Below are 26,457 nucleotides of genomic sequence, written 5' to 3'. Positions count from 1 at the left end.
CGTTATTGCGTGAAAGGACCCCACGCCGGCTCGCGAACCTCGCCGGCTTGGAGGGAAAGAATCTGACGCGTGCGGCCATCGGTCGACACCGCGGCCAGCACCGTCTTGCCACCCACGCGCGTGGAATACAGGATGAACTTGCCGTTGGCGGCAAAGCTGGGGGACTCATCGTAGGACGTATCCGTGAGCGCGTTCACATCGCCGTTCGTCAAATCTTGCGTATACAAGCGGAACGCCCCGCCCACGCGCGAGATGTACGCCAGCAGCTTGCCGTCCGGCGACACGCGCGGGCTGGTGTTGTAGCTGCCCTTGAAGGTCACACGCTGCGCACCGCCCGCCTCTTCACCGTCGGCCGACATGCGATAGATCTGCGGCGCACCGCCACGATCACTGGTGAAGTAGACCGAGCGGCCATCGGGCGAGAACGACGGTTCCGTGTCGATTGCGCTGCTGCGAGTCAGCCGACGCAGACCCGAGCCATCAGCGTTGACCACGTAGACCTGCGTATTGCCGTCACGCGAGAGCGCCACGGCCACGCGGCGGCCATCGGGCGACCACGACGGCGCCGAGTTGTTGCCCTTCTGATTCGAGATCACGGTGCGGCGACCGGCCACCAGGTCATGCACGTACACCACCGGCTTCTTGAGCTCGAACGACACATAGGCGACCTTGGTGCCATCCGGCGACCAGGACGGCGAGATGATCGGCTCGTTGCTCGTCAGCGCGATTTGCGGATTCGCACCATCCGAATCGGAAATCTGCAGCTGGTAGCGGCGGCCCACCTTCGACACGTACGACAGGCGCGTCGCAAACACACCGCGCTCACCAATCAGCTTCTGGTAGATGTAGTCGGCAATCTCGTGACCCGCCAACCGCAGTTGGCCCGGGCCCCGCGTGAGCGAAAGACCGCCCAAGCTTTCGCCCTTGGCCGTGTCATACAGGCGGAAGCGGATTTCGTAGCGGTCGCCGTTACGGGTGACGGTGCCACCCACGAAGGCGGCGGCGCCACGGGTCTTCCAGGCACCCAGGTCCGGCGCAGGACTGTCTGGCACCACGGCGCCGGCGACATCCACGTTGGAGAAGCGCCCACTACGCACCAAGTCCGCACGCACGATCGCGGAGATGTTCTGCGGGATACCCGCTTCGCCCTGGAAGTTGGCAATCGCAATCGGGTACTGGCTGGCGCCAACGCCCGAAATTTCCACGTTGAGCTGGGCGTGGGCAACGCCAACACTCGCCGCGGTGAGCAAAAGCGCCTGCGCGGCTCGTCGGAAGATCTGAATCCACATCTTGCGCATCATATTCATCATCCGTATTCGAATCTGGAAGCTTATTGCCTGTCCTTGGGCTTGAACGTCAACGTGACACTGCGCATGCCCTCGGGAGGATTGGGTAACGGGTCGGAGCGGTCAACAGCTCGCAGCACGGCTTCGTCATACGCGTCGTTGCCACTGGACTTGGTCAGGCGCTTGGACAGGATGGACCCGTCTGGCGCCATCTGCACCGCCACCACCGCCGTTGGGTTGCCGCTGACGGCTGACGGGTCGAACACGATATTCGGCTTGACCTTGGCGCGCACGCGCTCGGCATAACCTGCCGCTGCCGTGCCGCCAGTGCCCTGGCCCGTACCAACGCCGCCGCCGGAGCCCGCCACCTTGCCACCGCCAGCCGGCGAGCCACCCGCCAGCGCTTGCAGATGCGCCAGGTTGGCGTTGCGCTGCGCATTGGCCTTGGTTTCCGCCGCCTTGCGTTCGGCCTCGGCTTTCAACTTAGCCTCTGCCGCAGCCTTCGCCTTCTGCTCCTTCTGCTTGGCCTCGGCTTCCGCCTTCGCCTTGGCTTCTGCCTGGGCTTGCAGTTGCGCGTTCTTGCGCGCCTGCGCCTCGGCCGCAGCCTTGTCCTTGGCCTGCTGCTCAGCCAGCGCCTTGCGCTGCAGATCAGCCTGACGGGCCTGTTGTTCCTTCAACTGCGCCTGGCGCTTGGCTTCCGCGCGCTCAGCGGCGGCGCGGCGCGCCAACTCGGCCTCGCGGGCTGCGGCGGCCTCTTGTTCGCGTTTGCGCTTCTGCTGCTCCAGCGCGATGTCGGCCTCGTCTTCCACCTTGGCGGGGGGCGCCTTGATGACCGGTTCCGGCTTCACCTCCGGCGGCGGCGCCGACTGCACGGCCTGCTGGACGGCAGCTTCATCCCACAGCTCCGCCTCTTCGCCGCGCGGTGTGCTGCTCTGCCATTGCACGCCGAAATACAGGAAGGCGATCAGCAGCAGATGCGTGAGCACCGCCAACCCGAACGCGCGCAGCGTGCCGCGCTCGCGCACAGGCTCATACCGATGCAGCTTGGAGTGCAACGCCGTCGTGGCCATGACGCTCAACTTGCCTCGCCTCGGTTCATCCGCGTGCCCATCACGATTTCACCATCAGGCCGACGCGCTTGACGCCGTCGCCCTTGAGCACGCTCATCACGGTCAGCACGCGGTCGTATTGGACCGCCTTGTCGGCGGCAATCACGACAGGCTGATCGGGGTTTTCGTCGGTACGCTGCTTCACAAAAGCGCGCAACTCGTTGTTATTGGCAAGCTTTTGCTCGGTCGCCCCTGAACCTGTTTTGACGCGAGCAAGGATCGTGCCGTCGCTCTTGATCGTCACCACAATAGGCGGCTGGGTCTGCTGCGGCGTGGCATTGGCCACCGACGGCAGGTTGACCACGCCGGGGTTCACCACGGGTGCGGCCACCATGAAGATGACCAGCAGCACCAGCATCACGTCGATGTACGGCACGACGTTGATGTCAGCCTTGGCCCGTCGGGCGCGGCGCGTTCGCTGGATGGTCGCCATACGCTCGGCTCCTTAGCGCGTCTGGCGCTGCAGGATGTTCGAGAACTCTTCCATGAAGCTCTCGAAGCGGTTGGCCAGACGATCGATCTCGGTGGCGTAGCGGTTGTAGGCAATCACCGCCGGAATGGCCGCAAAGAGGCCGATGGCCGTGGCGACCAGCGCTTCGGCAATACCGGGCGCCACCGCCGACAGCGTGGCCTGCTGCACGTTCGACAGGCCGCGGAAGGCGTTCATGATCCCCCACACCGTGCCGAACAGGCCGATGTACGGGCTTACCGAACCGACCGACGCCAGGAACGGCAGATGCGATTCAAGCGAATCCATCTCGCGCTGATACGCGGCACGCATGGCGCGCCGGGCCGCATCCAGAATGGCGCTCGGGTCTGAAATGGCACCACGCTGCTGCTCACGCGTCTTGAGGTATTCGCGCATACCGGCTTCAAAAATGCGCTCCAGCGCCCCCGTGGTGTGGCGGTTATTGGCGGCACTCTGATACAGCGCCTGCAGGTCGCCGCCGGCCCAGAAATCGCGCTCGAACGATTCGGTCTGGCTGCGCGCGGCACGCAGCGCAAAGGCTTTGCGGAAGATGTACGTCCAGGAGAACAGCGACATCACCAGCAGCAGGCCCATAACAAATTGGACCAGGACACTGGCGTGCAGCACCAGCGAGACGATCGACAGATCTTGAGTGACCTCGACGGGATTCATGCGGCAGCTTTGATGGTTGCGAGTACGGGAGCGGGAATCGGGGTCGGACGGAATGTGAGCCGGTTGACACATCCGACACGAATCGTGCCGGTGGCGAGCAAGATATCGCCGCGCCAGCTTTCCTGGGCGAATTGGACCGATGCCGGGCCGACGCGTTCCATACGCGAACGGATCTGCAACAGATCGTCCAGGCGGGCGGGTGCGCGATAGTCCACAGCGGTGTTGCGCACGACAAAGATGGCCCCTGTCGTGTCAGCCAGCGCCTGCTGGTCGACCCCTAGCGCGCGGAGCCACTCGGTGCGGGCGCGCTCGAAGAATTTCAGGTAGTTGGCGTAGAACACCACGCCGCCTGCGTCGGTATCTTCCCAATACACGCGCAGGTTCCAATCAAAAGAAGACATTGGGCAATTTTACCAAGGCGCATGTGACGGCCAGCCATCCACCGGCTGGCCGAGGGCTTGCGTTGGCGCTCAGGCCATGCCTCGCGTCACGCTGGTGGCCGAAAACGACTGGCAAACGGGCATCAACTCCATCGCGTTGACATTGAAGTGCGCCGGCAGCGCCGCCATCCAGTAGACGGCCTCGGCGATGTCGTCTGCTGTCAGCGCTTCCGTGCCTTCGTACACCTTCTCCACACGGGCATCGTCGCCCTTGAAGCGGACATTGGAAAACTCAGTGCCCGAGCACAGGCCCGGCTCGACGTTCGATACACGAACGCGGGTGCCCGTCAGGTCCGCCCGCAGGTTCAGCGAGAACTGGCGTACGAATGCCTTGGTGGCGCCATACACGTTGCCACCCGGGTACGGATACGTCCCGGCGATGGAGCCAATGTTGATAACGTGACCGCGGTTGCGCTCGACCATGCCAGGAAGCAGCGCACGCGTCATGTGGACCAGGCCCGAGCAGTTGGTACCGATCATGCGGTCCCAATCCGTCAGGTCGGCGCGCTGGGCGGGTTCCAAGCCCAGCGCCAAGCCGGCGTTGTTGACCAGCACATCGACTTCGCGCCAGCCCTCGGGCAGCGAGCCCGGCAGCGCGGCAACGGCATCGGCGTCGAGCACGTCCAGCACGATCGGCAGCAGCGCATCGCCCAGTTCGGCCTTGAGCGTATCGAGACGGTCCTGACGGCGGCCGGCCGCGATCACGCGGTGGCCTTCTCCTACGAAACGCCGCGCAATGGCCGCGCCAAAGCCGGCCGTGGCGCCGGTCACGAATACGATCATGGGAGTGTCTCCGAGCCTGAAAAAAACGAAGGTCTGAGTTTACCTGAAGCGTTGGAGGCTGTTGCGCCGCAATGTGCGCTGCGACGCGCCCGGTGCCTTGCGGCGGTCATGGGCCTGTCGTACACTCGCGGGCAACCATTCCACCTTGCGCGACTGGCGAATCCTGAGGCTGCTCCCGGCAGCCTCGATATGTGGGCAGCGACCACGAGGAAGCGCAAGGTTTCTGGCGTCATGCACAACGACGCCTGCCGCTCGCCTGGGCAGCGAATGGGAAGCAGGGTGACTTGGGTCCCCACTGCTCTGTCTCGACAGAACGGTGTCCAAGCCGCGCGCGTTTCCCCCGCCTCGCCCGACCACCGCCAATTCCGTTTCATTTCAGACCAGACACTCGCCATGTTCGAACGCAGCCGCTATACGATCGACCAGATCGACCCCGAAGTCTTTGCCGCCATCCAGAAGGAAAATCAGCGTCAGGAAGACCACATCGAGCTGATTGCCTCCGAGAACTACACCTCGCCGGCCGTGATGGCCGCCCAGGGTTCGCAACTGACCAACAAGTACGCCGAGGGCTACCCCGGCAAGCGTTACTACGGCGGTTGCGAATACGTGGACGTGGTGGAACAGCTCGCCATCGACCGCGTGAAGCAACTGTTTGGCGCTGAAGCCGCCAACGTGCAGCCGAACTCGGGCTCGCAAGCCAACCAGGGTGTGTTCTTCGCCATGCTCAAGCCGGGCGACACGATCATGGGCATGAGCCTGGCCGAAGGCGGCCACCTGACGCACGGCATGGCGCTCAACATGAGCGGCAAGTGGTTCAACGTGGTCAGCTACGGCCTGAACGCCCAGGAAGACATCGACTACGACGCGCTGGAAGCCCTGGCGCAAGAGAAGAAGCCGAAGCTGATCATCGCTGGCGCATCCGCCTTTGCCCTGCGCATCGATTTCGAGCGCATCGGCAAGATCGCCAAGTCGATCGGCGCGTACTTCATGGTGGACATGGCCCACTACGCTGGCCTGATCGCCGCAGGTGTGTACCCGAACCCGGTCCCGCACGCTGACTTCGTCACCACAACCACCCACAAGAGCCTGCGCGGCCCGCGCGGCGGCGTGATCCTGATGAAGGCCGAGCACGAGAAGGCCATCAACTCGGCGATCTTCCCCGGTATCCAGGGCGGCCCGCTGATGCACGTGATCGCCGGCAAGGCGGTGGCGTTCAAGGAAGCGCTGTCGCCGGAGTTCAAGGCTTACCAGCAGCAAGTGGTGAAGAACGCCGCCGCCATGGCCGAAACGCTGATGGCCCGTGGCCTGCGCATCGTGTCAGGCCGCACCGAGAGCCACGTGATGCTGGTGGACCTGCGTGCCAAGAACATCACCGGTAAGGAAGCCGAGAAGGTGCTGGGCGATGCGCACATCACCGTCAACAAGAACGCGATTCCGAATGACCCGGAAAAGCCGTTCGTGACCTCGGGTGTGCGCCTGGGCTCGCCGGCCATGACCACGCGCGGTTTCAAGGAAGCCGAAGCTGTGAAGGTCGCACACCTGATCGCCGACGTGCTGGACAACCCGCACGACGAAGCGAACATCGCTGCCGTGCGCGCCAAGGTGTCCGAGCTGACCAAGCAGTTCCCGGTCTACGGCTAAGCTGTCGACCAGGGTCGAAGGCGTACACGCCTAAGGCCACGTAGTACCCTGCCGCGATAGGCCTGCCCGGCTATCGCGGCGTTGTTCTTTTTAGCGCTGTGCGTTCTAGGGTTTCCGAGGAGACCGGCATGAAATGCCCTTTTTGCGGCCACGCGGCCACCCAGGTGATTGAAACCCGCATGTCGGAAGACGCCGACACCGTACGCCGGCGCCGCAAGTGCGAAGCCTGCGACCGCCGCTTCACGACCTACGAACGCATCGAGTTGTTCTTCCCCGCTGTCGTCAAAAAGAACGGCAGCCGCGTCGATTACGACCGCAACAAGGTGAAGGATTCCATGCGCCTGGCGCTGCGCAAGCGCCCCGTGTCCGCCGAGGCCATCGACGAGGCCATCGCGCGCATCGAAGAAAAACTCCTCAGCCACGGAGAGAAGGAAATCGGCAGCGACCGTGTCGGCGAGTTGGTGATGCGGGAGCTCAAGCGGCTGGACAAGATCGGGTATATCCGCTTTGCATCGGTGTACCGCAGCTTTGAGGATGTCGCCGAGTTTCGGGATGTCCTTGACGAGATTTCCGCGCCAAGCGTGCGCAAATAGGTTGCTCAGTGGTCAAAGCGCGGGCATTGACCACATGTGACAGTTACCCGCCCCAATCCGCACTAACTTGAGCGGCTCCGCCACGCGTCAGCCGCTCCATGTCCGTCCGCCCTCGCCCCGCCCGCCAACGCGGCGCCATCCTGATTGAATCGCTCATTGCTCTGGCGCTGCTTTCGCTGGGCGCGGCTGCGATGTTTCACGCGTTCGACTCCATCGAGGCCGCCAGCTATGCCTCGCGCCAACTGAGCGCAAAAGCTCGTCCCCCGCTGGTACAACCCGCGCCGCTTTGACATGACGTACCCGCTTATCCGGCCTGCGCGTGGCGTATCGCTGGTGGAGCTGCTGGTCGGTATGGTCATCGCACTGATGGTGCTGGGCATCGCGCTGCAGCTGACCTTGATTGCACGGCAACGCTATCTGCGTCTGGCCGACGAAGCGCTCATGGAGGATCGCGGCATGCAAGCGCTGGAGTTGATTCGCACCGCAGTACAGCAGGCGGGGTGGATTGCGGACACGCCTGCTACCTCGCTCGTGCGCCGTTGGCCCGGTGCGAACGATGCGCTGTCGCTGGAGGGTAAAGACAATTGCGGCAGCCCACACATGCTGTCCGAGTTTGGCTGTAATTCCAACGGAGAGCGGGGCAGCGACGCCCTACTGGTTCGCTTTGCAGGGCGCAACACACAGCCCGATGGAAAAAACGAAGACGGTGCCACACGCGATTGCAGTGGCCGCGGCATACCCGAGCGCATTGACGGCGCAAGCGACCCACGCTTGGGATACATGATGTTGTATGCCTCCCGGAGCAACGGAGAGCTGCAATTGATGTGTCGCTCCCTTACCCGCGAGTTCACCGGCGCCCCCAAGGAGCCCATTGCAGGCTCCGGCATGGTGCGCGGCATCGACACCCTGCAACTGCTCTACACCATTGCAACGCGCCCAGGTGTAGCCCTATCAGCAGGCGGCATGCAAGACGCAGATTGGCGCCACGTGCAGCAAGTGCACGTGGCTGTGGTCGTTCGCGGCGACAACGTCGCTATCAGGCCACCCGAGTCCAACAGAATCACCCTCTTCCCGGGGTTGTCCGCGCAGGCGACCGACCAAGATCTTTACTTCACCCCGACAGACCCACGGCGCAACCGCAGACTCTTCAACGCCACACTCACCGTGCATAACCCGCTGTACTGTGAGGTGGACGCATGCTGAACTCGAACCCGCTCACTCATGCGCGCGGATTCTCGATTGTTGCCGTCATCAGCGCGCTCATCATCATCAGCCTGTTGATGGTGGCGGCCCTGCATATCGCGCGTGATCAGCGCCGACGCGCCACGCTCTATGCGGATCACGCCCTTGCCATGCGCGAAGCCGAAGCAGCGTTGGCGGCTGCGGAATGCGAGTTGGCGCTCGCCACGAAGACCCCCACCAGCCAGGCTTGCGGAGCGCCACCGCCCGCCGCACGCATCGCAGCACTAGACCCGATCACGCTCGCCGGCTTTGCCCCCGGCCGTTGCGGGACCGATGCAACCACACGTGGCCTGTGCTGGCCAAATTCAGGTCAAACCGTGCAAGACCTCGCCCACTTTGAGCCCGATCAGAACAACAACAGCAAGGCCAAAGCCGTCGAACTGGACACATTCACCACCGCAGACACGCGCGACAAACCTGCACACCGCGCCCGCTATGTCATCGAGCCCATTCCCGACACCCAGCCCGGACTCTGGACACATGCCGGCACAGAACGTACGCCCCCACTCTTCCGTATTACCGCCATCGGCTTCGGCAACGACGAGGACGTCAATGTGATGTTGCAATCTGTCTACCGTGTGCGGGCGGTTGCGCCATGAAAGCGCAACACATCGGCGCGTGGCTGGCTGCCGCGTTGCTCGGCTTCACCCCAGGGGCGATCGCCGACCCGGCGGCAGGCCAGTTGCCAACCCATCTCGTCATCGCGCACGGCGACGATGCGTGGAGTGGCCGGCTGCGCGCGATGCAGTTCCGCCCCACGCTCGGCACGCTAGATGCACCAGCGCCGTCCGACCTGTGGGAAGCGAGCCGCCTGTTGGATAGCAATAGCGCAGCGCCCAACACACGCCAACTCTGGACGTTCAACCGCGATGGCGCCGGAGCGCGCAAACCAGCGGCACTGCAATGGGAAGCGCTATCGGCCGCCCAGCAAGCAGAACTCAATGCCGACGACCAACTCGGCGCCGTGCGCATCGACTACCTGCGCGGTATTCGCAGGGATGAACATGCGGGCGCGCACCTGAGGTCACGCACATCGATCCTGGGTTCCATGCGCGGCGCTCACGCTCTGTTACTCGGGCCGCCGGGCTTTGTCTTGGACGCGAGCCATACAGCGTTCCGCAAAGATCATGCGCGGCGAGCATGGATGGTCTACGTCGGCGCGAACGATGGGCTGCTGCACGGCTTTGATGCCCTTACCGGCATCGAATGCTTTGCGGTCATGTCGGACGCCGTCCTGCCAACAGCAGCGCGTAATGCATCGCCAAATCGGCCCGTACCGTCAGCGGTTTGCAGCCGGCCATTTGTCGCCGATGCATCGACAGGTGCGCAGTGGCGTTCGGTGCTCGCATGCGGCAACGGCTCCATGGGGCGTGGCTTGTTCCTGGTGGACGTCACGGACCCCGAGTCCGCCAGCGCTCCTCCTCTGCTGGCCTATGACGACACCGACGACCCAACCGTGGGCCGGATCGACGGCCCCATTCCGATTGTGCCGCTGGCCGACGGCACGCAATCGCATTGGTTCGCCATCAGCGGCAATGGCGAGGGTGACGCGCAAGCCGAAAGCCGCCTGTTGCTGCTGGCACTGAACCAGCCCGGCACGTCCGCATGGTCCAAGAACACAGCGCATGCCATCACAGTGCCGGCGGCCGGTAGCCGCGGTGGATTGGGTGCGACGGCTATCGCGCTGAACGCGCAAGGGCTTGCCACCTATGCATACGCGGCGGACACGCAAGGCCAAATCTGGCGCTTCAATCTGAGCGGCGCATCGCCCTGGCCCAATGCACTGGGCACCAACGACGAACAGCGGCGCACACCGTTTTTTACGGCCAAGTCGAGCGAAGGTGCAACGCAGCGCATTATTTCCCCCCTCTTGTTGGCAGCTAGTGCTGCCGGCTCGTTATTAGTCTTCACCGCTGTCGATGGCGACAAGCACGCCACCGTGTACGGCGTCTTGGATACCGCTGCTTCCGCGCGCAATCTTGGACGCGAACACCTCGCCGGCCGCAGCGCCACCGCCGACGCTGACGCCGTACAGATCAGCGCGGATGGCAGCAGTGGTGCGGCTGGCTGGCGCATCGATCTGCCTGTGGGCCAAGTACCCGAAGATCTATCCACCGCCGACACGCACACCTTGCTGCTGACCACACGCGATGCAGACGACCGTCAGCGCGCCTATCTGCTGAACCCAAGCACTGGTCTGCCCACAGAAAAAAGCGGGCGCACCGGGCAAATCCTTGCCGGGCCGCCACTCATCACCACCCAGGCTGAATCACCCACTCAGCCGCCAACCGGTGAGCCCCCCACGCAAACCACACACACGAGCCTGTGGCAGGTCGATGGAGACCGTATCCGCCGGATGGAAACCCGCACCTACACGCGCCGACTCGGCAGGCTGAGCTGGCGCGAGATGACCGAAACCGGGGCACGCTGATGCGGCGCATACACGCATACACCCTGCTGGAACTGATGGTGGTCGTTGCCGTGGCGTCTGCGCTGGCGTTTATGGCCATGTCCGGCTGGCCGGCGTATCGAGACCGTTCCCGTCGCGCAGCGGCCGGTGCGGCCCTGGTGGCAACCCTCGCCCAGTTGGAACTGCGACACGCACGTACGGGCACGTATCTGCCCCCGGACGACTCCCCAGGCCCGACGCTGCGGGTCGATGGCTACTCGATCAACGTCTCGCCAGATTGCACCGGCATTGACTCTGTCCGTCGACCCAGGCAGTGCATTGAGATACAGGCGGTCCGTGTTCCCCCCGTCCAATCCGATGCGTGCGGCACGCTCACCCTGCGCAGCACCGGTGAGCGTCTGCCACCTGACCCAGCATGCTGGCCATGACCCGCTCGACACGGCGTATCCAGCAGATGGGCGTGACGCTCCTTGAACTGGCCGTCGTGATGACCATCGTCGGCATATTGGCCGTGATAGCGGTGCCCTCGATCGTCGACCGCTGGCAGCGCGCGACGGTGATCTTGCTTGCTGAACAGTTTGCGAGCGCGGTATCCCTTGCCCGGGCCACCGCCCAGTATCAGCACGTTCAGGCGCATCTACGTCCACAAGGCGCGGCCGCAGACTGGTCTAGGGGTTGGGAAGTGGTCACGTCGCCGCCCGCGAGCTCTCCGGACAGAACATCGAAGCCGGCGCAAGAAACCCTGTTGTCGGCGTCCCCTTCCATCCCCCCCACCGTACAGATCACGTCCAAGTTCCCTGACGACACGTTTTCGTTTGCACCTGTGGGATACTCACGCAGAGGCAACGGTGCCTTTCTGTCTGGTACGCTGACCATCACCAGCGGCCGGCATACGCGCAGGGTGCGGATCAACGACGTAGGCCGCGCCCGCATTTGCGACCCGAGCACGGACACGAATTGTCCGGTCGACGGCGACACCCCTTAACTTCCCCACGCTTCGCACCATGTTCTCCGACTTCGACCACGCCATGATGCAACGTGCCCTGGCGCTGGCCGAGAAGGGGCTCTTCACCACCACGCCCAACCCGCGCGTGGGCTGCGTCATCGTGCAAGGCGACGCCATCATCGGCGAAGGCTACACACAGCCCGCGGGTCAGGACCATGCGGAAGTCCAGGCCATCAAGGATGCCCAGTCGCGCGGCCAGGACGTGCGTGGCGCCACCGCTTATGTGACGCTGGAGCCCTGCAGCCACTTCGGGCGCACCCCGCCCTGCGCGGATCGCCTGGTCGAAGCTGGCATCGCGCGCGTGGTGGCGGCCATGGAAGACCCCAACCCCGCTGTCTCCGGACGCGGCCTGCAGAAGCTGCGCGATGCCGGCGTCGACGTGCGTTGCGGCCTGCTGGAGCGTGAGGCGCGCGAGCTGAACATTGGCTTCGTCTCGCGCATGACGCGTGGCACGCCTTGGGTGCGCGTCAAGGTTGGCGCGTCGCTGGATGGCCGCACCGCGCTGGACAACGGCATCAGCCAGTGGATTACCGAAACCGAGGCGCGCAACGACGGCCATCGCTGGCGTGCCCGCGCGTGCGCCATCCTCACCGGCATCGGCACGGTACGTGAAGACAACCCGCGCCTGACCGTGCGCGCGGTCAACACGCCGCGCCAGCCGCGCCGCGTGCTGATCGACTCAGCGCTGGACGTGCCGCTCGACGCGCACATCCTCACCGCCGACGGGCACCACGAACCGACGCTGATCTTTGCCGCGCAACCCGAAGCCGGCCGCATGCGCGCCCTGGCCGAGCGCGGCGCCGAAGTCATCCTCCTGCCCAACACTGCCGGCAAGGTCGATTTGGCGGCCGTGCTGCGCGAACTGGGCCGCCGCGAGATCAACGAGCTACACGTCGAGGCAGGTTTCAAGCTCAATGGCTCGCTGCTGCGCGAAGGGCTGGTCGACGAGATCCTCGTCTATCTGGCGCCCAAGGTGCTCGGCTCGGGCCAGGGCATGTTCAATATGGGGCCGCTGCAGACGCTGGAAGGCGCGGCAGAATTCTTCTTTCACGATATCTCGCGCATCGGGGGCGATCTCCGCATCCTGGCGCGCCGCAACCCAACGGATTGATTGCTCATGTTCACCGGAATCGTCGCCGCAGTTGGCCGCATTGAAACCGTCTCGCCGCTGGGCGCAACCCCCGATGCCGCTGATGCTGGCGTCCGCCTGTCCATCGATGCCGGCGGATTGCCGCTGGCTGACGTTGCCCTGGGAGATTCCATCGCCATCCAGGGCGCCTGCATGACGGTCGTCGCCAAAACCGATACCCGTTTCGACGTCGATGTGTCGCGCGAATCGCTGTCCAAAACTGTCGGACTGGAACGCCCAGGCGAAGTGAATCTGGAAAAGGCGCTGCGCTTGGCCGACCACATCGGGGGCCACCTCGTCTCGGGTCATGTGGACGGCCTGGGCACCGTCACGCATTTCGCGCCGGTGGGGGAATCGCACGAACTGCGCGTGCGCGCCGCGCCGGAACTGGGCAAATATCTGGCCTATAAGGGATCGGTGGTCGTCAACGGCGTGTCGCTCACGGTCAACAGCGTGCGCGACGATGCCGACGGCTGCGAGTTCTCGATCAACTTGATCCCGCACACCGTGGCGGTCACGACGCTCAAACACCTGAAGGCCGGCAGCCAGGTCAACCTGGAAATCGACCTGATCGCCCGCTATGTCGAGCGCATGCTAAGTCACACCACACTCGCGCGGCCTGTCGCCGCTTGAACCCCGTTCGCGCCTGGGTTAGGCGACATCGCGGGGGCCACCTTCGCGTACAATAGCGGGCTTCCCATTTATGCAGTCGCAGGCCACCGAAGTTACAAATTCCGGGGCTGGCCCGCGACGCGCCTCCCGCTACGCCATGTCGATCGCCACAGTCGAAGAAATCATTGCCGAAATCCGCGCCGGCCGGATGGTCATCCTGGTCGACGAGGAAGACCGTGAGAACGAAGGCGACCTGGTCCTGGCGGCCGATTTCGTGACGCCGGAAGCCATCAACTTCATGGTCACGCATGCGCGGGGCCTAGTGTGCCTGACGCTCACCGAAGAACACTGTGATCAGCTGGACCTGCCGATGATGGCGAGCCGCAACGGTACGCAGTTCGGCACCAACTTCACCGTATCGATCGAGGCGGCCGAAGGCGTGACCACCGGCATTTCCGCTGCCGACCGCGCCCGCACCATCCAGGTGGCCGCCGCCAAGAACGCCAAGCCGTCGGACCTGGTGAATCCGGGCCACATCTTCCCGCTGCGTGCCCAGAAGGGCGGCGTGCTGATGCGCGCTGGCCACACCGAGGCCGGTTGCGACCTGACCGCACTGGCCGGCCTGACGCCCGCCGGCGTGATCTGCGAGATCCTGAAAGACGACGGCACCATGGCGCGCTTGCCGGATCTGGTGGCGTTTGCCCAGAAACACGGCCTGAAGATCGGCACCATTGCGGATTTGATCGAATACCGCAGCCGCACCGAGAGCATTGTCGAGCGTGTCGGCGAGCGCACGATGGAAACGCAGTTCGGCACGTTCCACGCCGTCGCGTTCCGTGACCGCGCTGCGAGCCGTGCCCACCTGGCGCTGGTCAAAGGCACGCCGACGCCGGACACCGAGACGCTGGTGCGCGTGCACGAGCCGCTGTCGGTGCTGGATTTGCTCGAGTGCCAGCGCACCACGCATTCGTGGAGCGTGCCCGCCGCCTTGCGCGCCGTGCAGGCCGCGCCGGCCGGCGTGGTGGTCCTGCTCAACTGCGGCGATTCGCCGGACCGCCTGTTCGCGCAGTTCACCGCGCTGGATGCCCCGCACGAGCGCCCGCGCGCCAAGCCCGACCTCCGCCTTTACGGGATCGGCGCGCAAATCCTCAAGGACGTGGGTGTTGGCAAGATGCGTGTGCTGGCCTCGCCGCTCAAGCTGCCGAGCATGGCCGGCTACGATCTGGAGGTCACGGCCTACCAATCGATGGCCGATGCCCCGGAAACGGCTTCAGCCACCACCCACTAAGGTTTCGTACGGCAGCTTCGGCTGCCCCGCTGATTTCTTCTTTTCTGACGCTGCCCTGTGCGGCAACTCCAACCGGAATACACCATGGACCACGGTTTCTACCCGACCAATCTGAACGGCGAAGGCCTGCGCATCGGCATCGTCCAGGCGCGCTTCAATGAACCCGTGTGCGAAGCACTGCGCGAAGCGTGCGTCGCTGAGCTGGAACAACTCGGCGTGGCCGGCGAAGACGTGCTGCTGGTGACCGTGCCGGGCGCGCTGGAAGTGCCGCTGGCGCTGCAGAAGATGGCCGAATCGGGCCAGTTCGACGCACTGATCGCACTGGGCGCCGTGATCCGCGGCGAGACGTACCACTTCGAGCTGGTGTCGAACGAATCCGGCGCCGGCATCACGCGCGTGGGCCTGGATTTCAACATCGCCATCGCCAACGGCATCCTGACCACCGACACCGACGCACAAGCCCACGCTCGCACCCGCGAGAAGGGTCGTGACTGCGCCCGCGCCGCCGTTGAAATGGCCAACCTGACGAACGATCTCGACGGTCTGCAGGATCACGGCCAGGAAGACGAAAACGAGTAAACGCGCGAATCAGCGCCGCGAATATGCGCCCACCGGCGCAAAGGCTTTTCCATGACGCAAGACAATTCTCAGGCCAAGACCAAGGCGCCCGCCAAGAGCGCGCGCCGCCGTGCACGCGAACTCGCACTGCAGGGTCTGTATCAATGGCTGCTCAACCGCAACGACCCGGGCGTGGTCGAAGCGCATCTGCAAGACGCACAAGGCTTCAACAAGGCCGACCGTGCGCACTTCGACGCCCTGCTCCACGGCGCCATCCGCGAAGAAACCACGCTGACCGAGGCCTTCACGCCGTATCTGGACCGCCCGGTCGCCGAGCTGTCGCCGGTCGAGCGCGCTGCCCTGCTGGTTGGCGCGTACGAGCTGGTGCACTGCGTGGACATCCCGTACAAGGTCGTGATCAACGAAGCGGTTGAACTGACCAAGACCTTTGGCGGCGTGGAAGGCTACAAGTACGTCAACGGCGTGCTGGACAAGCTGGCCGCCCAGGTGCGCGCTGTTGAGGTTGCCGCCCGCCGCTGATCGCGGCGTTTGTTGTTCGCCTGACCTTTCGCATCGCTTGAAGATGGACGCCCACCGCTTGCAGACAGCCGCCCGGCTGGCCAATATCCGCGCTTTTCACGTGATGGAGCTGGCCAAACAGGCTCGCGAACTGGAACTGGCGGGACGCAGCATCATCCACATGGGTATCGGCGAGCCGGATTTCACCGCCGCCGAACCCGTCGTGCACGCGGCCGCCGATGCCATGCGGCGTGGCGTCACGCAATACACCGGCGCGCTGGGCATTCGCCCGTTGCGCGAAGCCATCGCCCGTTACTACCAGTCCACCTACGGTCTCGACATTGCGCCGGAGCGCATCATCGTCACGGCCGGGGCATCTGCTGCGCTGCTCTTGGCCTGCGCGGTGCTCGTGGAAGTTGGCGGCGAAGTGCTGATGCCCGATCCGAGCTACCCGTGCAACCGTCACTTCGTGGCTGCTTTCAATGGCACGGCGAAGCTGGTGCCATCGGGGCCGGAAGCACGCTTCCAATTGACGGCCGAGCAAGTCGACGCCAACTGGAGTGACCGTACGCAGGGCGTACTGCTGGCGTCCCCGTCCAACCCGACGGGCACGTCGATCCTGCCGGACGAGCTGCAACGCATTGTGCAAACAGTGCGTGCGCGGGGCGGGTTCTCCATCGTCGACGAGATCTACCAGGGCCTGTCGTATGACCACGCTCCGGTCTCTGCGCTGTCGTTCGGCGACGATGTCGTCACGATCAACAGCTTTTCGAAGTATTTCAATATGACGGGCTGGCGCCTGGGCTGGCTGGTCGCGCCCACCGAACTGGTGCCTGAGTTCGAGAAGGTCGCGCAGAACCTGTTCATCTGCGCGTCGGCGGTGGCACAGTATGCGGCACTGGCGTGTTTTGAGCCGGAAGCGCTGGCCATCTATGAAGACCGCAAGGCCGAATTCCGCCGCCGGCGGGATTTCATCGTGCCGGCGCTGGAGTCCCTGGGCTTTAAGGTGCCCGTCAAACCGGATGGCGCCTTCTATGTGTATGCAGACTGCCGTGGCGTGAACCATCCGCACGCCAACGACGCCGATGCGCTCACGCAGTCCATGCTGCATGACGCGGGAGTGGTGCTGGTGCCGGGGTTGGATTTCGGCCCGCACACGGCGCAGCGCTACATCCGCCTGTCGTATGCAACGTCGATGGATCATCTGGAAGAAGCGGTAGCCCGACTGGGCAGGCTGTTCGCCCGTTAGCCCAAGCGCTGCGCGTCGCCCAAACAAAAAGGCCGTCCCGAAGGACGGCCTTTCTTATATAGCGAACGCAAACTGCAATTGCCGAGGCTCAGGCTTGGCCTTGATGCGCGCTGCCTTCCAGACGTGCTTCTTCCTGCTGGCCGGCGACCGGCTGCTTATCGGCTGGCTTGGCAGTTTGCGCCTTCGCATCGGCCTGCGTCACGGGCGCGGCTGCAGCCACCGGCTTTGCTGCCGGCTCCCGCTCGGACGCCATGGTCACCGGGGACTTGTGCCCCGTCGCCACCATGCGCAGGCGCGAACGCTCCTGCAGCACCTTGCCACCATAGCCGCTGCCATCCGTCGTCACCGCACCCACGTACAGCTTCAGACCACCCTCGATCGAGCCGGCACGCGCGATGCAATCCTTGAGCACCAGCGCACCCACCTTGATATTGGCGTACGGATTGAGCGCAGCACCCACGCCGCCGATCGCCTCGTACTTATCCTTGTGGATGTTGGTCATCACCTGCATCAAGCCCTGCGCACCCACGCCGCTTTCGGCAAACGGGTTGAAGCTGGACTCGATGGCCATCACGCCCAGGATCAGCAGCGGGTCCACGCCGACTTCCTTACCGGTCTGGTAAGCCGCCTTCACCAGTTGACCCGTAGCGGTCGCTGCTACGCGGTACTTGCGGGCGATGTACTCCGCCACAGCAGCCTGCTCGCGCGGCGTACCGGCGGTTGCGGACTCACGCGCGTCGCGGACGACCTGCGTGTTCGGGATCTGCGCGGCCAGTTCGGCCACAGACGGCACCTTGGAGAGCGTGTCCCAGCCGGCAGCCGCCACCGTGCCGCCTTGAGCCGCGGCAGGCGCCACCGCCTGGACGGCACCCGTCCCGGCTGACGGCGCAGTCGGCGCAAAAGCGACCGGCTGTACGCCAGCCGCAATCGCGGACGACGGACCGACCGAAGCGACATTGGTGTCCACACCGGGCGTGAAATGCAGCACGCGCTGGGCGACGACGGCACGCCACTCGCTGTTGAGCGAGAGCGCCACCGCAGCCACCACCGCGAGCACGCCGATGCTGTTGAGCATGACATGCCCGCCGCGGAAGACCCACAGCACGCCAGGATGCAACTCATTGCGGGACGCGACAGCGCCCCCTGCGTTCAACTCCATGCGCAGCTTACGAGGCAGCGCAACTTGACCAGCACGCGCAAGGCGGTGGCCAACCGGAGCAACGAGCCGGCGTTGCAGCGCCGAACCGAGCCCGGAAGAATGAAGGGTTTTCCAACCGTTCATACTTACCTCCGTCCGCTGCGCAGATCCGGTGGGCGCCTTTCTTTTGCATGGCGCCGTGCGTTTCGAATCGCAACGGTTTTTAGTAAGGATGCCGCGCTGTTGCAGTCAGCCGGCATCTGTTGGGGGCACTCCCCTAGTGCCCAGAGAATACGGGCCGTGTCCTTGGGGAGGTCACGTCCCGCAGCGATGCTGTAGTGCTCTGGCGTCGCCCCTCATTCGAACGAGAGATAGGCGAAGGCAATAGCCGAAAACATGTTGCAACGCAACAATTGCCAGATCGGAATGGATTGTAGGAAGCGCATTATGCCAAGTCAATCATAAAGAAGTAAGTTTTTATATCCAAAAGTTATGATTTGACCCGCGTTGTTGGGACTAGCTGACCTGCGAGGCGTTCTGTCATCAGGGTGCCGCGAAGTTTTGCCCGTACAATCGCGGCCACCCCGCCTACACCAAAAAAAAGCGTCCCGGGACGATCATTCGGCCGTTTCGGGGGTGCGTGATGGCGTCCAACCATTACCTTTCGTTACAAAATCTCCATGCAATACAGAGACTTACGTGACTTTCTCGCCCAGCTGGAGCGCACGGGCGAACTGCGCCGCGTGCGTCAGCCGGTGTCACCGCGGCTGGAAATGACGGAAGTCTGCGACCGCCTGCTGCGTGCTGAGGGCCCTGCGGTGGTCTTCGAGCAGCCGGTGGACGGTACGCGCAAGTACGACATACCCGTGCTCGCCAACTTATTTGGCACCACCCGCCGCGTGGCGCTGGGCATGGGTGCGGAATCGCTCGACGAACTGCGCGATGTGGGCCGCCTGCTCTCCGCATTGAAGGAACCTGAGCCGCCGCGCGGCCTGCGCGAAGCTGGCAAGCTGTGGACGATGGCCAAAGCCGTGTGGGACATGGCGCCGCGCAAGGTGTCGTCGCCGGCGTGCCAGGAGATCGTGTGGGAAGGCGACGATGTGGATCTCGCTCGCATTCCCGTGCAGACGTGCTGGCCGGGCGATGCGGCACCGTTGGTCACGTGGGGGCTGGTCATCACGCGTGGGCCGCACAAGAAACGGCAGAACCTGGGTATCTATCGCCAGCAGGTGATCAGCCGTAACCAAGTCATCATGCGTTGGCTGGCGCACCGGGGCGGCGCGCTGGATTTCCGCGAACACGCGATCGCCAATCCGGGGCAGCCGTTCCCGATTGCCGTGGCGCTGGGCGCGGACCCGGCCACGATCCTCGGCGCGGTAACGCCGGTGCCGGACACGCTGTCCGAGTATCAATTTGCGGGCTTGCTGCGTGGCAGCAGAACCGAGTTGGCGACGTGTCTGACGCCCTCGCTCGCGCAGGCGCAATTGCAGGTGCCCGCTGGCGCGGAGATCGTCCTAGAAGGCCACATCCAACCAGATCCGACACACCCGAGCGGCTATCAGCACGCACTCGAAGGCCCCTTCGGCGATCACACCGGCTATTACAACGAGCAGGACTGGTTCCCCGTGTTCACGGTCGAGCGCATCACCATGCGGCGCGACCCGATCTACCACTCGACGTATACAGGCAAGCCGCCCGATGAGCCGGCCGTGCTGGGCGTGGCACTCAACGAAGTGTTCGTGCCGCTGTTGCAGAAGCAGTTTCCGGAGATTGCGGATTTCTATCTGCCGCCTGAGGGCTGTAGCTACCGCATGGCGCTGGTCAGCATGAAGAAGCAGTACGCCGGCCACGCCAAGCGCGTGATGTTTGGCGTGTGGAGCTTCCTGCGGCAGTTCATGTATACGAAGTTCATCGTGGTGGTGGACGACGATGTGAATCTGCGCGACTGGAAGGAAGTGATCTGGGCGATCACTACCCGCGTGGACCCGGCACGCGACACGGTCATGGTCGAGAACACCCCGATCGACTATCTCGATTTCGCCTCGCCCGTGTCGGGTCTGGGCTCCAAGATGGGCATCGACGCCACCAACAAGTGGCCCGGCGAAACCACCCGTGAATGGGGTCAGCCGATCGTTATGGATGCGGCCATCAAGGCCAAGGTCGACACCATGTGGGACACGCTCTTCCAATAGCCACAAGGCTTGGCGGCTCAGTCTGCGAGCGAACGGTCGTTCGGTTATTCTTACCGAGTTAAGCGACTGCTGCATCTAAAAGGCGGGCCTTTCGGTCCGCCTTCCTTTATGGAGACCGCCATGGCCGAAGCACACGACTCCCGCACCGCCAACGCACTGGAGCGCATCAAAGACCGCTCGCTCATCAAGACGCAGTCCTACGTGGATGGCGCCTGGGTAGGTGCGGCGGACGGCGCCACCTTCTCCGTTCACGACCCGGCCACCAACGCGCACCTGGCTGACGTCGCCAACCTCGGCCACGGAGAAACGCTGCGCGCCATCGACGCCGCCAATGCGGCCTGGCCGGCCTGGCGTGAGCTGACCGGCAAGGAGCGCGCGACCCTCCTGCGCCGCTGGTTCGACCTGCTCATCGCCAACGCCGACGACCTCGCCGCACTGATGACCGCCGAGCAAGGCAAGCCGCTGGCCGAGGCCAAGGGCGAGATCGTCTACGGCGCGTCCTTCATCGAATGGTTTGCCGAAGAAGCCAAGCGCGTCTCCGGCGACGTGATGGCCAGCACCTGGCGCGATAAGCGCATGGTGGTGCTCAAGCAGCCGGTGGGCGTGTGTGCGTCCATCACGCCGTGGAACTTCCCGCTGGCGATGATCACCCGCAAAGTGGCGCCGGCATTGGCGGCGGGCTGCACCATCGTCATCAAGCCGGCCGAGCAGACGCCGCTTTCCGCACTGGCGATGGCCGAACTGGCACACCGCGCGGGCATTCCCAAGGGCGTGGTCAACGTGGTGACTGGCGACGCCGATCGCTCGATCGCCATCGGCAAGGCGTTGTGCGAATCGCCGATCGTGCGGCACCTGTCGTTCACCGGTTCGACGCCGGTGGGCCGCATCCTGATGCAGCAGTGCTCGCCGACGGTGAAGAAGGTGGCGCTGGAGCTGGGCGGCCATGCGCCGTTCATCGTGTTTGACGACGCCGACATCGATGCCGCCGTGGAGGGCGCGGTGCAATCGAAGTACCGCAATGCGGGCCAGACCTGCGTGTGTACGAACCGCTTCTACGTGCACGCCTCGGTGTACGACGCGTTTGTCGAGAAGCTCTCGGCCAAGGTGCGCGGCATCAAGGTCGGCAATGGCTTCGACACGGGCGTGGTACAAGGCCCGTTGATCGACGATCAGGCCGTGGAGAAAGTGCAACGCCACATCAGCGACGCGACGCAAAAAGGCGCACGTGTGACCGCTGGTGGCAAGCTGATGGCGGGCTTCGGCTCGCAGCGCTTTGTCGAGCCCACCGTGCTGGCCGACGCTACGCCCGACATGCTCATCGCGCGCGAAGAAACATTCGGCCCGGTCTCCGCCATCTTCAAGTTCCACGACGAGGCGGAAGTCGTGCGCCTGGCCAACGACACCGAATTCGGCCTCGCCTCGTACTTCTTCAGTCGCGACATCAGCCGCATCTGGCGCGTGGCCGAGCAGCTGGAATACGGCATGGTCGGCATCAACACCGGGCTGATCTCGAACGAGGTGGCGCCGTTCGGCGGCATCAAGCAATCGGGCCTGGGCCGTGAAGGTTCGGTCTACGGCATCGACGAATACCTGGAACTCAAATACCTGTGCATGGGCGGCATCTAAGCCGTCACACCACCCCATTGGCCGACCCGCCACATAGAGCGGGCGGCCTTCCCGCTTGCCGATGCACCCATTCGGCGGAGGAGACACATGAGCACCATCCAGGAAGGCGCCCTGCTGTGGACGCCATCGGCTCACGTCATCGCGCGTTCGCGCCTGACGCGTTACCTCGACTGGCTCGCGCGCGAACGCGGGCTGCGCTTCTCGGCCACCACGCCTGAGGGTTACGCCAAGCTCTGGGATTGGTCCACCACCGAACTCGAAGCGTTCTGGACCTCCGTCTGGGACTACTTCGACCTGCGCGCCTCCACACCCTTCACGAAGATACTGGGCGACCGAGCGATGCCCGGCGCGCAATGGCTGGTCGGCGCCAAGCTGAATTACGTCGATCAGGTCATGCGCCACGTGGAGGAAGGCGGCAGCCCCGACCGCCCCGCCATCCGCTACGCCAGCGAGACCAAACCCCTGGCGGATCGGTCGTGGCGCGAGCTGCGCCAGCGCGTCGCCTCGCTGGCCGATGCGCTGCGCAAGATGGGTGTCGTGCCAGGCGACCGCGTGGCCGCGTATCTGTCGAACACGCCGGACGCCATCGTCGCGTTTCTCGCCACGGCCAGCGTCGGGGCGATCTGGTCGGTCTGCGCGCCCGACATGGGCCAGGTGGCCGTCACAGACCGCTTCCGCCAGATCGAGCCCAAGGTGCTCATCGCCGTGGATGGCTATCACTATGGCGGCCGCTCGTTTGAGCGCACCGACGTTGTCGCAGAGATGATCGCTGCGCTGCCGACGGTCGAACACCTCGTGCTGGTGCCGCAACTGCTTGGTGATATCAACCGTGCGCACTTCCCGCAAGCCAAGGACTGGCGCTACCTGACAGCGAACGACGTGCCGCTCGTCGTGACGCCGGTAGCGGCCGATCACCCGCTGTGGATTCTCTATTCGTCTGGCACCACCGGCATGCCCAAACCCATCGTGCATGGGCACGGTGGGCTGCTGCTCGTGCAGACGGCCATGGGCGCGCTGCATCTCGACCTAGGCCCCGACGACGTCTACCACTGGTACAGCAGCACCGGCTGGGTCATGTGGAATTCGCAGGCGAGCGGGCTGCTGGGCGGGGTCACGCTGGCCATCTACGACGGCAACCCCGGTACGCCCGATCTCAACACGCTGTGGCGCTTCGCGCAGGACGCGGGCGTGACGTTCTTCGGCGCGGGCGCGGCGTTCTTCGCGAATTGCCTGAAGGCCGGGATCGAGCCTGGCCGCGATTTCGACCTATCGAAGCTGCGCGCGATCGGCTCGACCGGCTCGCCGCTCTCGGCCGAGGCCTACGACTGGATCTACCGCCACGTGAAGGCCGACGTCTGGCTCAACCCGATCTCGGGCGGCACCGACTTTGCCGGCTGCTTCGTCGGCGGCGTCGCCACCCTGCCCGTCTACGCAGGCGAGATGCAATGCCGCAACCTCGGCTCGCGCGTGGAAGCGCTGGATGAAGCCGGCAAACCCCTCATCGACGCCGTGGGCGAGTTGGTCTGCACCGCGCCCATCCCGTCGATGCCGCTCTTCTTCTGGGGCGACACCGACGGCAGCCGCTACCGCGACAGCTACTTCGACATGTACCCCGGCCAGTGGCGCCACGGCGACTGGATCAAGATCACCCCGCGCGGGGGCGCCATCATCTATGGCCGGTCGGACGCCACCATCAACCGCCACGGCATCCGCATGGGCACGGCCGAGCTGTATCGCGTGGTGGAAGACCTGCCGGAAGTACTCGACAGCCTGGTCGTCGATCTGGAATTCCTCGGCCGCGAATCGTTCATGCCGCTGTTCGTGGTGCTGCGCGAAGGCGCGGTGCTGGATGACACGCTGCGCAATACGATCAATGCGCGCGTCAAGGCGGGGTTGTCGGCCCGGCATGTGCCCAACGTCATCGAGCAGGCGCCGGACGTGCCGCGTACGTTGTCAGGCAAGAAGATGGAGGTGCCGATCAAGAAGCTGCTGCTCGGCGCCCCACCCGAGCGCATCGCCAACCCCGACGCGATGGCCAACCCGGACGTGCTGGCGTGGTATGTGGACTATGCCCGCACGCTGGCCGCGCAAACCAGCACAGCAGCCGAGGCCACCCCAGCGCTGGAATCGTGGCGGCTCTAAACCGATTGATCGCCAGAGGTTCTACAATCTCCACCAATCGTACGATGGCATGGCGCAGACAGGCTGACTAACGTACAGCGTGCACCGGCACGCCAAGAGGTCGGGCTCGCTGTTTAACGGGGATTCACCATGCTTGCAACGACGAGCGTCCTGATCAAGACGGAGGACGGCCGCGAGGCGCTGGCCGCGCGCCGCCACGATATGCAGATACGCCAGCGGCATCTGCTCATCCTCATTGATGGCGCGCGCACGGTCGGGCAACTGCATCAGCTGCTCGACAACTGGGCCGATCTGGACGAATTGCTCCTTGGGCTGCAACAAGCCGGCATGGTGGACGTGCTGCCGGGGGTGCTGTCGGACCTGCCTGCCGCGGCGTCGCCCGCTGACGCCTTCGACCCCATCGCCTATTTCAATCGCCCGTTGTTTGACGACGAGGCCGAAGCGGTCACGCTATCCCCCATCTACGACGAATTGCCGCCGCTCACCGGCATGACGCTCGGCCTGCAGACCACCGCCGCCCCAGCCGACATGCCGGCCGCCAACGAGTCCCAACTGACGCCCGTTGACGTGGCGCCCGTGTCTGCCGCCGCCATACCCACGGCGCCGGTCGTATCCATATCGTCCGTCACACCCGAACTGGCCGACGTCCTGCCGAATGTGATCAAGGTCGAGCTGATGCGTTTGGCGCAGCACCACTTCGGCTCTGCAGCCGGCGCCGCCATGCCGCTGCTGCGCGCATGCGGGGAAGACACCCAATCGCTGTGCGACGTGATTGCCGCCTGCGCCCAGGCAGCCGAACCCATCGTCGGCGACCGGGCAGCCGCCCGCTTCGTTGACGACGCCATGCACGCGATGGCGCAACGGCGCTAGGCGCCCACGGGCGTACAAGCCTTCACACGGCAGTACTTGCCTCGTCACAGATTCCACCGGCCCAAAAAGCCTCCGGCCACTTTGCGCGCGCTGCAGAACAGCGGACAATCTTGCTGTTCTGCTGTTCGCTATCCTCCGCCGGTATGTCCGACCTCAACCCCTCCGAAACCGCCCGACATGCCCTACGCGAGCTTGCCTCGCGCAAGCTCGCCCCCACGCCAGACAACTTCGCAGCCATCTATCACGAGATTGCCGGCAGCAACCCAAACGGCGGCACCGAACGCGCCACGCTCGTCCGTGAACTGCGCGAACACATCGCGCGCACCATCGAGCGCTGCCTGCCCGCCCTGGGCGAAGACGATGCCGCCATCGGGCCCGCCGCTTCCGCGCTGGTCGCAGCGTGCCGGTCAGAGTCGGAAAGCCTGGCGCACCTGAACGCGAGACTCGCGACGTTCAACCATTGGCTAGCACTGGCCGCAGAAGACCAGAACGAGATTCGCAAATCGCTCCTCGGGTTGCTGCAGTTGATCTTTGAGAACATCGGCGAACTCTCGCCGGATGATCGCTGGCTGCGCGGCCAGATCGATGCGCTGATGAAGGCCAGCGAAGCGCCCGTCAGCCTGCGCCGGCTTGACGACCTGCGCCGCCGCCTCAAAGAGGTGATTCACAAGCAGGGCTCGCTGAAGACGAAGTCCATCGAAGCCCAGGAAGAGATGAAGCGGCTCCTGGCCTCGTTCATGGAGCGTCTCTCCGCCGCGGCGGAGATCTCGGGCGAGCACCATCGCCAGATGGAGGCGTGCGCCAAGAAGATCGAATCGGCCACGTCGATCGCCGAGATCGCACCGGCGATCCAGGATGCGCTGTCCGCCACCCGCTGGATGTCGCTGGAATCCGCCCGCAATCGCGATGAGCTGTCGGTGATGAAGAAGCGCGCCGAAGAAGCCGCCAACGAGGTCGCGACGCTGCGCAAGGCGCTGGATGCGGCGTCGGCTTCTGCGCGTCATGATCTGCTGACCGGCACCCTAAACCGCAAAGGGCTGGAAGAAGCGCTGGCGCGCGAGGTTGCGCACGCGGCACGCGAAAGCTCGACGCTGTCGATCGCGTTTCTGGACATCGACAACTTCAAGGCGATCAACGACACCCACGGGCATAGCACCGGCGATGAAGCGCTCTCGCATCTGGCCCAGGTGGCACGTGAAGCGATGCGCCCGCAAGACACGCTGGCCCGCTTTGGCGGCGAAGAATTCGTGATCCTGATGCCCGATACGGGCCTGGAAGATGGCGTCCAGACCATCATTCGGCTGCAGCGCGCGCTGACCCAACGCTTCTTCATGGCGGGCGATACGCGGCTCTTCATCACGTTCTCGGCCGGCGTGGCCGAACTGGGCAAAGACGAAGCACCCATGTCGGCGATTCAGCGCGCGGATCGCGGCATGTATCAGGCCAAGCGGGCGGGTAAGAACAAGGTGGTCATGGTGTGAGT

At 64.6% G+C, this 26,457-nt stretch carries 26 protein-coding genes and 1 riboswitch; of the genes, 19 read left to right on the top strand and 7 right to left on the bottom strand.

Annotated elements, in window-relative coordinates:
- Positions 1–2 precede the first annotated feature (2 nt).
- From tolB to ydfG, 6 genes are all read right to left on the bottom strand, one after another.
- Positions 3–1,307, bottom strand: coding sequence for a Tol-Pal system beta propeller repeat protein TolB (tolB, locus tag ACS7SF_RS14410; RefSeq protein WP_439892765.1), 1,305 nt, complete (start codon positions 1,305–1,307; stop codon positions 3–5).
- Between the two features lie 23 nt (positions 1,308–1,330).
- Complete coding sequence (gene tolA / locus ACS7SF_RS14405) at positions 1,331–2,356, bottom strand: cell envelope integrity protein TolA (RefSeq protein ID WP_439892764.1); 1,026 nt, start codon at positions 2,354–2,356, stop codon at positions 1,331–1,333.
- 40 nt (positions 2,357–2,396) lie between these two features.
- A complete protein-coding gene (tolR, locus tag ACS7SF_RS14400; RefSeq protein ID WP_426397498.1) occupies positions 2,397–2,828 on the bottom strand; it encodes a protein TolR in 432 nt (143 codons plus the stop codon).
- Between the two features lie 12 nt (positions 2,829–2,840).
- Positions 2,841–3,536 (bottom strand): protein TolQ, encoded by a 696-nt coding sequence (gene tolQ, locus ACS7SF_RS14395; protein ID WP_426397496.1) that lies wholly within the window; start codon positions 3,534–3,536, stop codon positions 2,841–2,843.
- Positions 3,533–3,937, bottom strand: coding sequence for a tol-pal system-associated acyl-CoA thioesterase (ybgC, locus tag ACS7SF_RS14390; protein ID WP_439890412.1), 405 nt, complete (start codon positions 3,935–3,937; stop codon positions 3,533–3,535). The genes tolQ and ybgC overlap by 4 nt, the downstream gene beginning before the upstream one ends.
- A 69-nt stretch (positions 3,938–4,006) precedes the next feature.
- A complete protein-coding gene (ydfG, locus tag ACS7SF_RS14385; RefSeq protein ID WP_439890411.1) occupies positions 4,007–4,759 on the bottom strand; it encodes a bifunctional NADP-dependent 3-hydroxy acid dehydrogenase/3-hydroxypropionate dehydrogenase YdfG in 753 nt (250 codons plus the stop codon).
- A 139-nt stretch (positions 4,760–4,898) separates the two neighbouring features.
- Positions 4,899–5,028, top strand: a riboswitch (ZMP/ZTP riboswitch).
- Between the two features lie 124 nt (positions 5,029–5,152).
- Here ydfG and glyA point away from each other — a divergent pair.
- The 14 genes from glyA (at position 5,153) to ACS7SF_RS14315 (ending at position 17,006) form a co-directional block, all read left to right on the top strand.
- The gene (gene glyA, locus ACS7SF_RS14380) at positions 5,153–6,400 is read left to right on the top strand and encodes a serine hydroxymethyltransferase (protein WP_426397490.1); all 1,248 of its coding nucleotides are present in this window, start codon (positions 5,153–5,155) and stop codon (positions 6,398–6,400) included.
- A gap of 128 nt (positions 6,401–6,528) precedes the next feature.
- Entirely contained in the window at positions 6,529–6,993 is a 465-nt protein-coding gene (gene nrdR / locus ACS7SF_RS14375) for a transcriptional regulator NrdR (protein ID WP_426397488.1), read from the top strand.
- Between the two features lie 98 nt (positions 6,994–7,091).
- Positions 7,092–7,283: a prepilin-type N-terminal cleavage/methylation domain-containing protein gene (locus tag ACS7SF_RS14370; RefSeq protein WP_439890410.1), complete on the top strand. Its 192-nt coding sequence runs from the start codon at positions 7,092–7,094 to the stop codon at positions 7,281–7,283.
- 43 nt (positions 7,284–7,326) lie between these two features.
- Complete coding sequence (locus tag ACS7SF_RS14365; RefSeq protein WP_439890409.1) at positions 7,327–8,196, top strand: PilW family protein; 870 nt, start codon at positions 7,327–7,329, stop codon at positions 8,194–8,196.
- Positions 8,190–8,834 (top strand): pilus assembly protein PilZ, encoded by a 645-nt coding sequence (locus ACS7SF_RS14360; protein WP_439890408.1) that lies wholly within the window; start codon positions 8,190–8,192, stop codon positions 8,832–8,834. Before ACS7SF_RS14365 ends, ACS7SF_RS14360 begins: the two co-directional genes overlap by 7 nt.
- Positions 8,831–10,666 carry a pilus assembly protein gene (locus ACS7SF_RS14355; protein ID WP_439890407.1) on the top strand — a complete coding sequence of 612 codons (1,836 nt, stop codon included), beginning with the start codon at positions 8,831–8,833 and terminating at the stop codon, positions 10,664–10,666. The genes ACS7SF_RS14360 and ACS7SF_RS14355 overlap by 4 nt, the downstream gene beginning before the upstream one ends.
- Positions 10,666–11,073, top strand: a complete 408-nt coding sequence (locus ACS7SF_RS14350; RefSeq protein ID WP_439890406.1) for a prepilin-type N-terminal cleavage/methylation domain-containing protein — start codon at positions 10,666–10,668, stop codon at positions 11,071–11,073. The genes ACS7SF_RS14355 and ACS7SF_RS14350 overlap by 1 nt, the downstream gene beginning before the upstream one ends.
- Positions 11,061–11,630: a GspH/FimT family pseudopilin gene (locus ACS7SF_RS14345; RefSeq protein WP_439890405.1), complete on the top strand. Its 570-nt coding sequence runs from the start codon at positions 11,061–11,063 to the stop codon at positions 11,628–11,630. Before ACS7SF_RS14350 ends, ACS7SF_RS14345 begins: the two co-directional genes overlap by 13 nt.
- A 19-nt stretch (positions 11,631–11,649) precedes the next feature.
- Entirely contained in the window at positions 11,650–12,762 is a 1,113-nt protein-coding gene (ribD, locus tag ACS7SF_RS14340; RefSeq protein ID WP_439890404.1) for a bifunctional diaminohydroxyphosphoribosylaminopyrimidine deaminase/5-amino-6-(5-phosphoribosylamino)uracil reductase RibD, read from the top strand.
- A 6-nt stretch (positions 12,763–12,768) separates the two neighbouring features.
- The gene (locus ACS7SF_RS14335; protein ID WP_439890403.1) at positions 12,769–13,413 is read left to right on the top strand and encodes a riboflavin synthase; all 645 of its coding nucleotides are present in this window, start codon (positions 12,769–12,771) and stop codon (positions 13,411–13,413) included.
- Positions 13,414–13,549: 136 nt separating this feature from the next.
- The gene (gene ribBA, locus ACS7SF_RS14330) at positions 13,550–14,680 is read left to right on the top strand and encodes a bifunctional 3,4-dihydroxy-2-butanone-4-phosphate synthase/GTP cyclohydrolase II (protein ID WP_439890402.1); all 1,131 of its coding nucleotides are present in this window, start codon (positions 13,550–13,552) and stop codon (positions 14,678–14,680) included.
- 84 nt (positions 14,681–14,764) lie between these two features.
- Positions 14,765–15,259 carry a 6,7-dimethyl-8-ribityllumazine synthase gene (ribH, locus tag ACS7SF_RS14325; RefSeq protein WP_439890401.1) on the top strand — a complete coding sequence of 165 codons (495 nt, stop codon included), beginning with the start codon at positions 14,765–14,767 and terminating at the stop codon, positions 15,257–15,259.
- Between the two features lie 51 nt (positions 15,260–15,310).
- Positions 15,311–15,778 carry a transcription antitermination factor NusB gene (gene nusB, locus ACS7SF_RS14320; RefSeq protein WP_012761449.1) on the top strand — a complete coding sequence of 156 codons (468 nt, stop codon included), beginning with the start codon at positions 15,311–15,313 and terminating at the stop codon, positions 15,776–15,778.
- Positions 15,779–15,821: 43 nt separating this feature from the next.
- The gene (locus ACS7SF_RS14315) at positions 15,822–17,006 is read left to right on the top strand and encodes a pyridoxal phosphate-dependent aminotransferase (RefSeq protein ID WP_439890400.1); all 1,185 of its coding nucleotides are present in this window, start codon (positions 15,822–15,824) and stop codon (positions 17,004–17,006) included.
- Positions 17,007–17,094: 88 nt separating this feature from the next.
- Here the strand turns inward: ACS7SF_RS14315 and ACS7SF_RS14310 are convergent, their stop codons facing one another.
- On the bottom strand, positions 17,095–18,288 hold the full coding sequence (locus ACS7SF_RS14310; RefSeq protein ID WP_439890399.1) for a transglycosylase SLT domain-containing protein: 1,194 nt from the start codon (positions 18,286–18,288) through the stop codon (positions 17,095–17,097).
- 536 nt (positions 18,289–18,824) lie between these two features.
- On the opposite strand from ACS7SF_RS14310, the gene ubiD reads away from it, so the two are divergent.
- The 5 genes from ubiD to ACS7SF_RS14285 all read left to right on the top strand — a co-directional run bounded on the left by ubiD (position 18,825) and on the right by ACS7SF_RS14285 (position 26,455).
- Entirely contained in the window at positions 18,825–20,336 is a 1,512-nt protein-coding gene (gene ubiD / locus ACS7SF_RS14305; protein WP_439890398.1) for a 4-hydroxy-3-polyprenylbenzoate decarboxylase, read from the top strand.
- A 120-nt stretch (positions 20,337–20,456) separates the two neighbouring features.
- A complete protein-coding gene (locus ACS7SF_RS14300) occupies positions 20,457–21,962 on the top strand; it encodes an NAD-dependent succinate-semialdehyde dehydrogenase (RefSeq protein WP_439890397.1) in 1,506 nt (501 codons plus the stop codon).
- A gap of 87 nt (positions 21,963–22,049) precedes the next feature.
- Positions 22,050–24,104, top strand: a complete 2,055-nt coding sequence (locus ACS7SF_RS14295; protein WP_439890396.1) for an acetoacetate--CoA ligase — start codon at positions 22,050–22,052, stop codon at positions 24,102–24,104.
- A gap of 129 nt (positions 24,105–24,233) precedes the next feature.
- Positions 24,234–24,974 carry a hypothetical protein gene (locus ACS7SF_RS14290; protein WP_439890395.1) on the top strand — a complete coding sequence of 247 codons (741 nt, stop codon included), beginning with the start codon at positions 24,234–24,236 and terminating at the stop codon, positions 24,972–24,974.
- 143 nt (positions 24,975–25,117) lie between these two features.
- Entirely contained in the window at positions 25,118–26,455 is a 1,338-nt protein-coding gene (locus ACS7SF_RS14285) for a GGDEF domain-containing protein (RefSeq protein WP_439890394.1), read from the top strand.
- The last annotated feature ends 2 nt before the right edge of the window (positions 26,456–26,457 follow it).

Source organism: Ralstonia sp. 25C (genome assembly GCF_051904805.1).
Taxonomy (GTDB): domain Bacteria; phylum Pseudomonadota; class Gammaproteobacteria; order Burkholderiales; family Burkholderiaceae; genus Ralstonia.
This window is presented reverse-complemented; position numbering and strand designations above follow the sequence as displayed.

Bases quoted from the DNA above. Each gene is read 5' to 3' on its own strand.
- tolQ (WP_426397496.1), bottom strand. From the start codon at position 3,536: ATGAATCCCGTCGAGGTCACTCAAGATCTGTCGATCGTCTCGCTGGTG.
- ACS7SF_RS14355 (WP_439890407.1), top strand. From the start codon at position 8,831: ATGAAAGCGCAACACATCGGCGCGTGGCTGGCTGCCGCGTTGCTCGGC.
- ACS7SF_RS14335 (WP_439890403.1), top strand. From the start codon at position 12,769: ATGTTCACCGGAATCGTCGCCGCAGTTGGCCGCATTGAAACCGTCTCG.
- ubiD (WP_439890398.1), top strand. From the start codon at position 18,825: ATGCAATACAGAGACTTACGTGACTTTCTCGCCCAGCTGGAGCGCACG.
- glyA (WP_426397490.1), top strand. From the start codon at position 5,153: ATGTTCGAACGCAGCCGCTATACGATCGACCAGATCGACCCCGAAGTC.
- ribBA (WP_439890402.1), top strand. From the start codon at position 13,550: ATGTCGATCGCCACAGTCGAAGAAATCATTGCCGAAATCCGCGCCGGC.
- ribD (WP_439890404.1), top strand. From the start codon at position 11,650: ATGTTCTCCGACTTCGACCACGCCATGATGCAACGTGCCCTGGCGCTG.
- ribH (WP_439890401.1), top strand. From the start codon at position 14,765: ATGGACCACGGTTTCTACCCGACCAATCTGAACGGCGAAGGCCTGCGC.
- ACS7SF_RS14370 (WP_439890410.1), top strand. From the start codon at position 7,092: ATGTCCGTCCGCCCTCGCCCCGCCCGCCAACGCGGCGCCATCCTGATT.
- tolR (WP_426397498.1), bottom strand. From the start codon at position 2,828: ATGGCGACCATCCAGCGAACGCGCCGCGCCCGACGGGCCAAGGCTGAC.
- ACS7SF_RS14315 (WP_439890400.1), top strand. From the start codon at position 15,822: ATGGACGCCCACCGCTTGCAGACAGCCGCCCGGCTGGCCAATATCCGC.
- ACS7SF_RS14300 (WP_439890397.1), top strand. From the start codon at position 20,457: ATGGCCGAAGCACACGACTCCCGCACCGCCAACGCACTGGAGCGCATC.
- ACS7SF_RS14345 (WP_439890405.1), top strand. From the start codon at position 11,061: ATGCTGGCCATGACCCGCTCGACACGGCGTATCCAGCAGATGGGCGTG.
- ACS7SF_RS14295 (WP_439890396.1), top strand. From the start codon at position 22,050: ATGAGCACCATCCAGGAAGGCGCCCTGCTGTGGACGCCATCGGCTCAC.
- tolA (WP_439892764.1), bottom strand. From the start codon at position 2,356: ATGGCCACGACGGCGTTGCACTCCAAGCTGCATCGGTATGAGCCTGTG.
- ACS7SF_RS14285 (WP_439890394.1), top strand. From the start codon at position 25,118: ATGTCCGACCTCAACCCCTCCGAAACCGCCCGACATGCCCTACGCGAG.
- ACS7SF_RS14310 (WP_439890399.1), bottom strand. From the start codon at position 18,288: ATGAACGGTTGGAAAACCCTTCATTCTTCCGGGCTCGGTTCGGCGCTG.
- nrdR (WP_426397488.1), top strand. From the start codon at position 6,529: ATGAAATGCCCTTTTTGCGGCCACGCGGCCACCCAGGTGATTGAAACC.
- ACS7SF_RS14290 (WP_439890395.1), top strand. From the start codon at position 24,234: ATGCTTGCAACGACGAGCGTCCTGATCAAGACGGAGGACGGCCGCGAG.
- ydfG (WP_439890411.1), bottom strand. From the start codon at position 4,759: ATGATCGTATTCGTGACCGGCGCCACGGCCGGCTTTGGCGCGGCCATT.
- ACS7SF_RS14360 (WP_439890408.1), top strand. From the start codon at position 8,190: ATGCTGAACTCGAACCCGCTCACTCATGCGCGCGGATTCTCGATTGTT.
- tolB (WP_439892765.1), bottom strand. From the start codon at position 1,307: ATGAATATGATGCGCAAGATGTGGATTCAGATCTTCCGACGAGCCGCG.
- nusB (WP_012761449.1), top strand. From the start codon at position 15,311: ATGACGCAAGACAATTCTCAGGCCAAGACCAAGGCGCCCGCCAAGAGC.
- ACS7SF_RS14350 (WP_439890406.1), top strand. From the start codon at position 10,666: ATGCGGCGCATACACGCATACACCCTGCTGGAACTGATGGTGGTCGTT.
- ybgC (WP_439890412.1), bottom strand. From the start codon at position 3,937: ATGTCTTCTTTTGATTGGAACCTGCGCGTGTATTGGGAAGATACCGAC.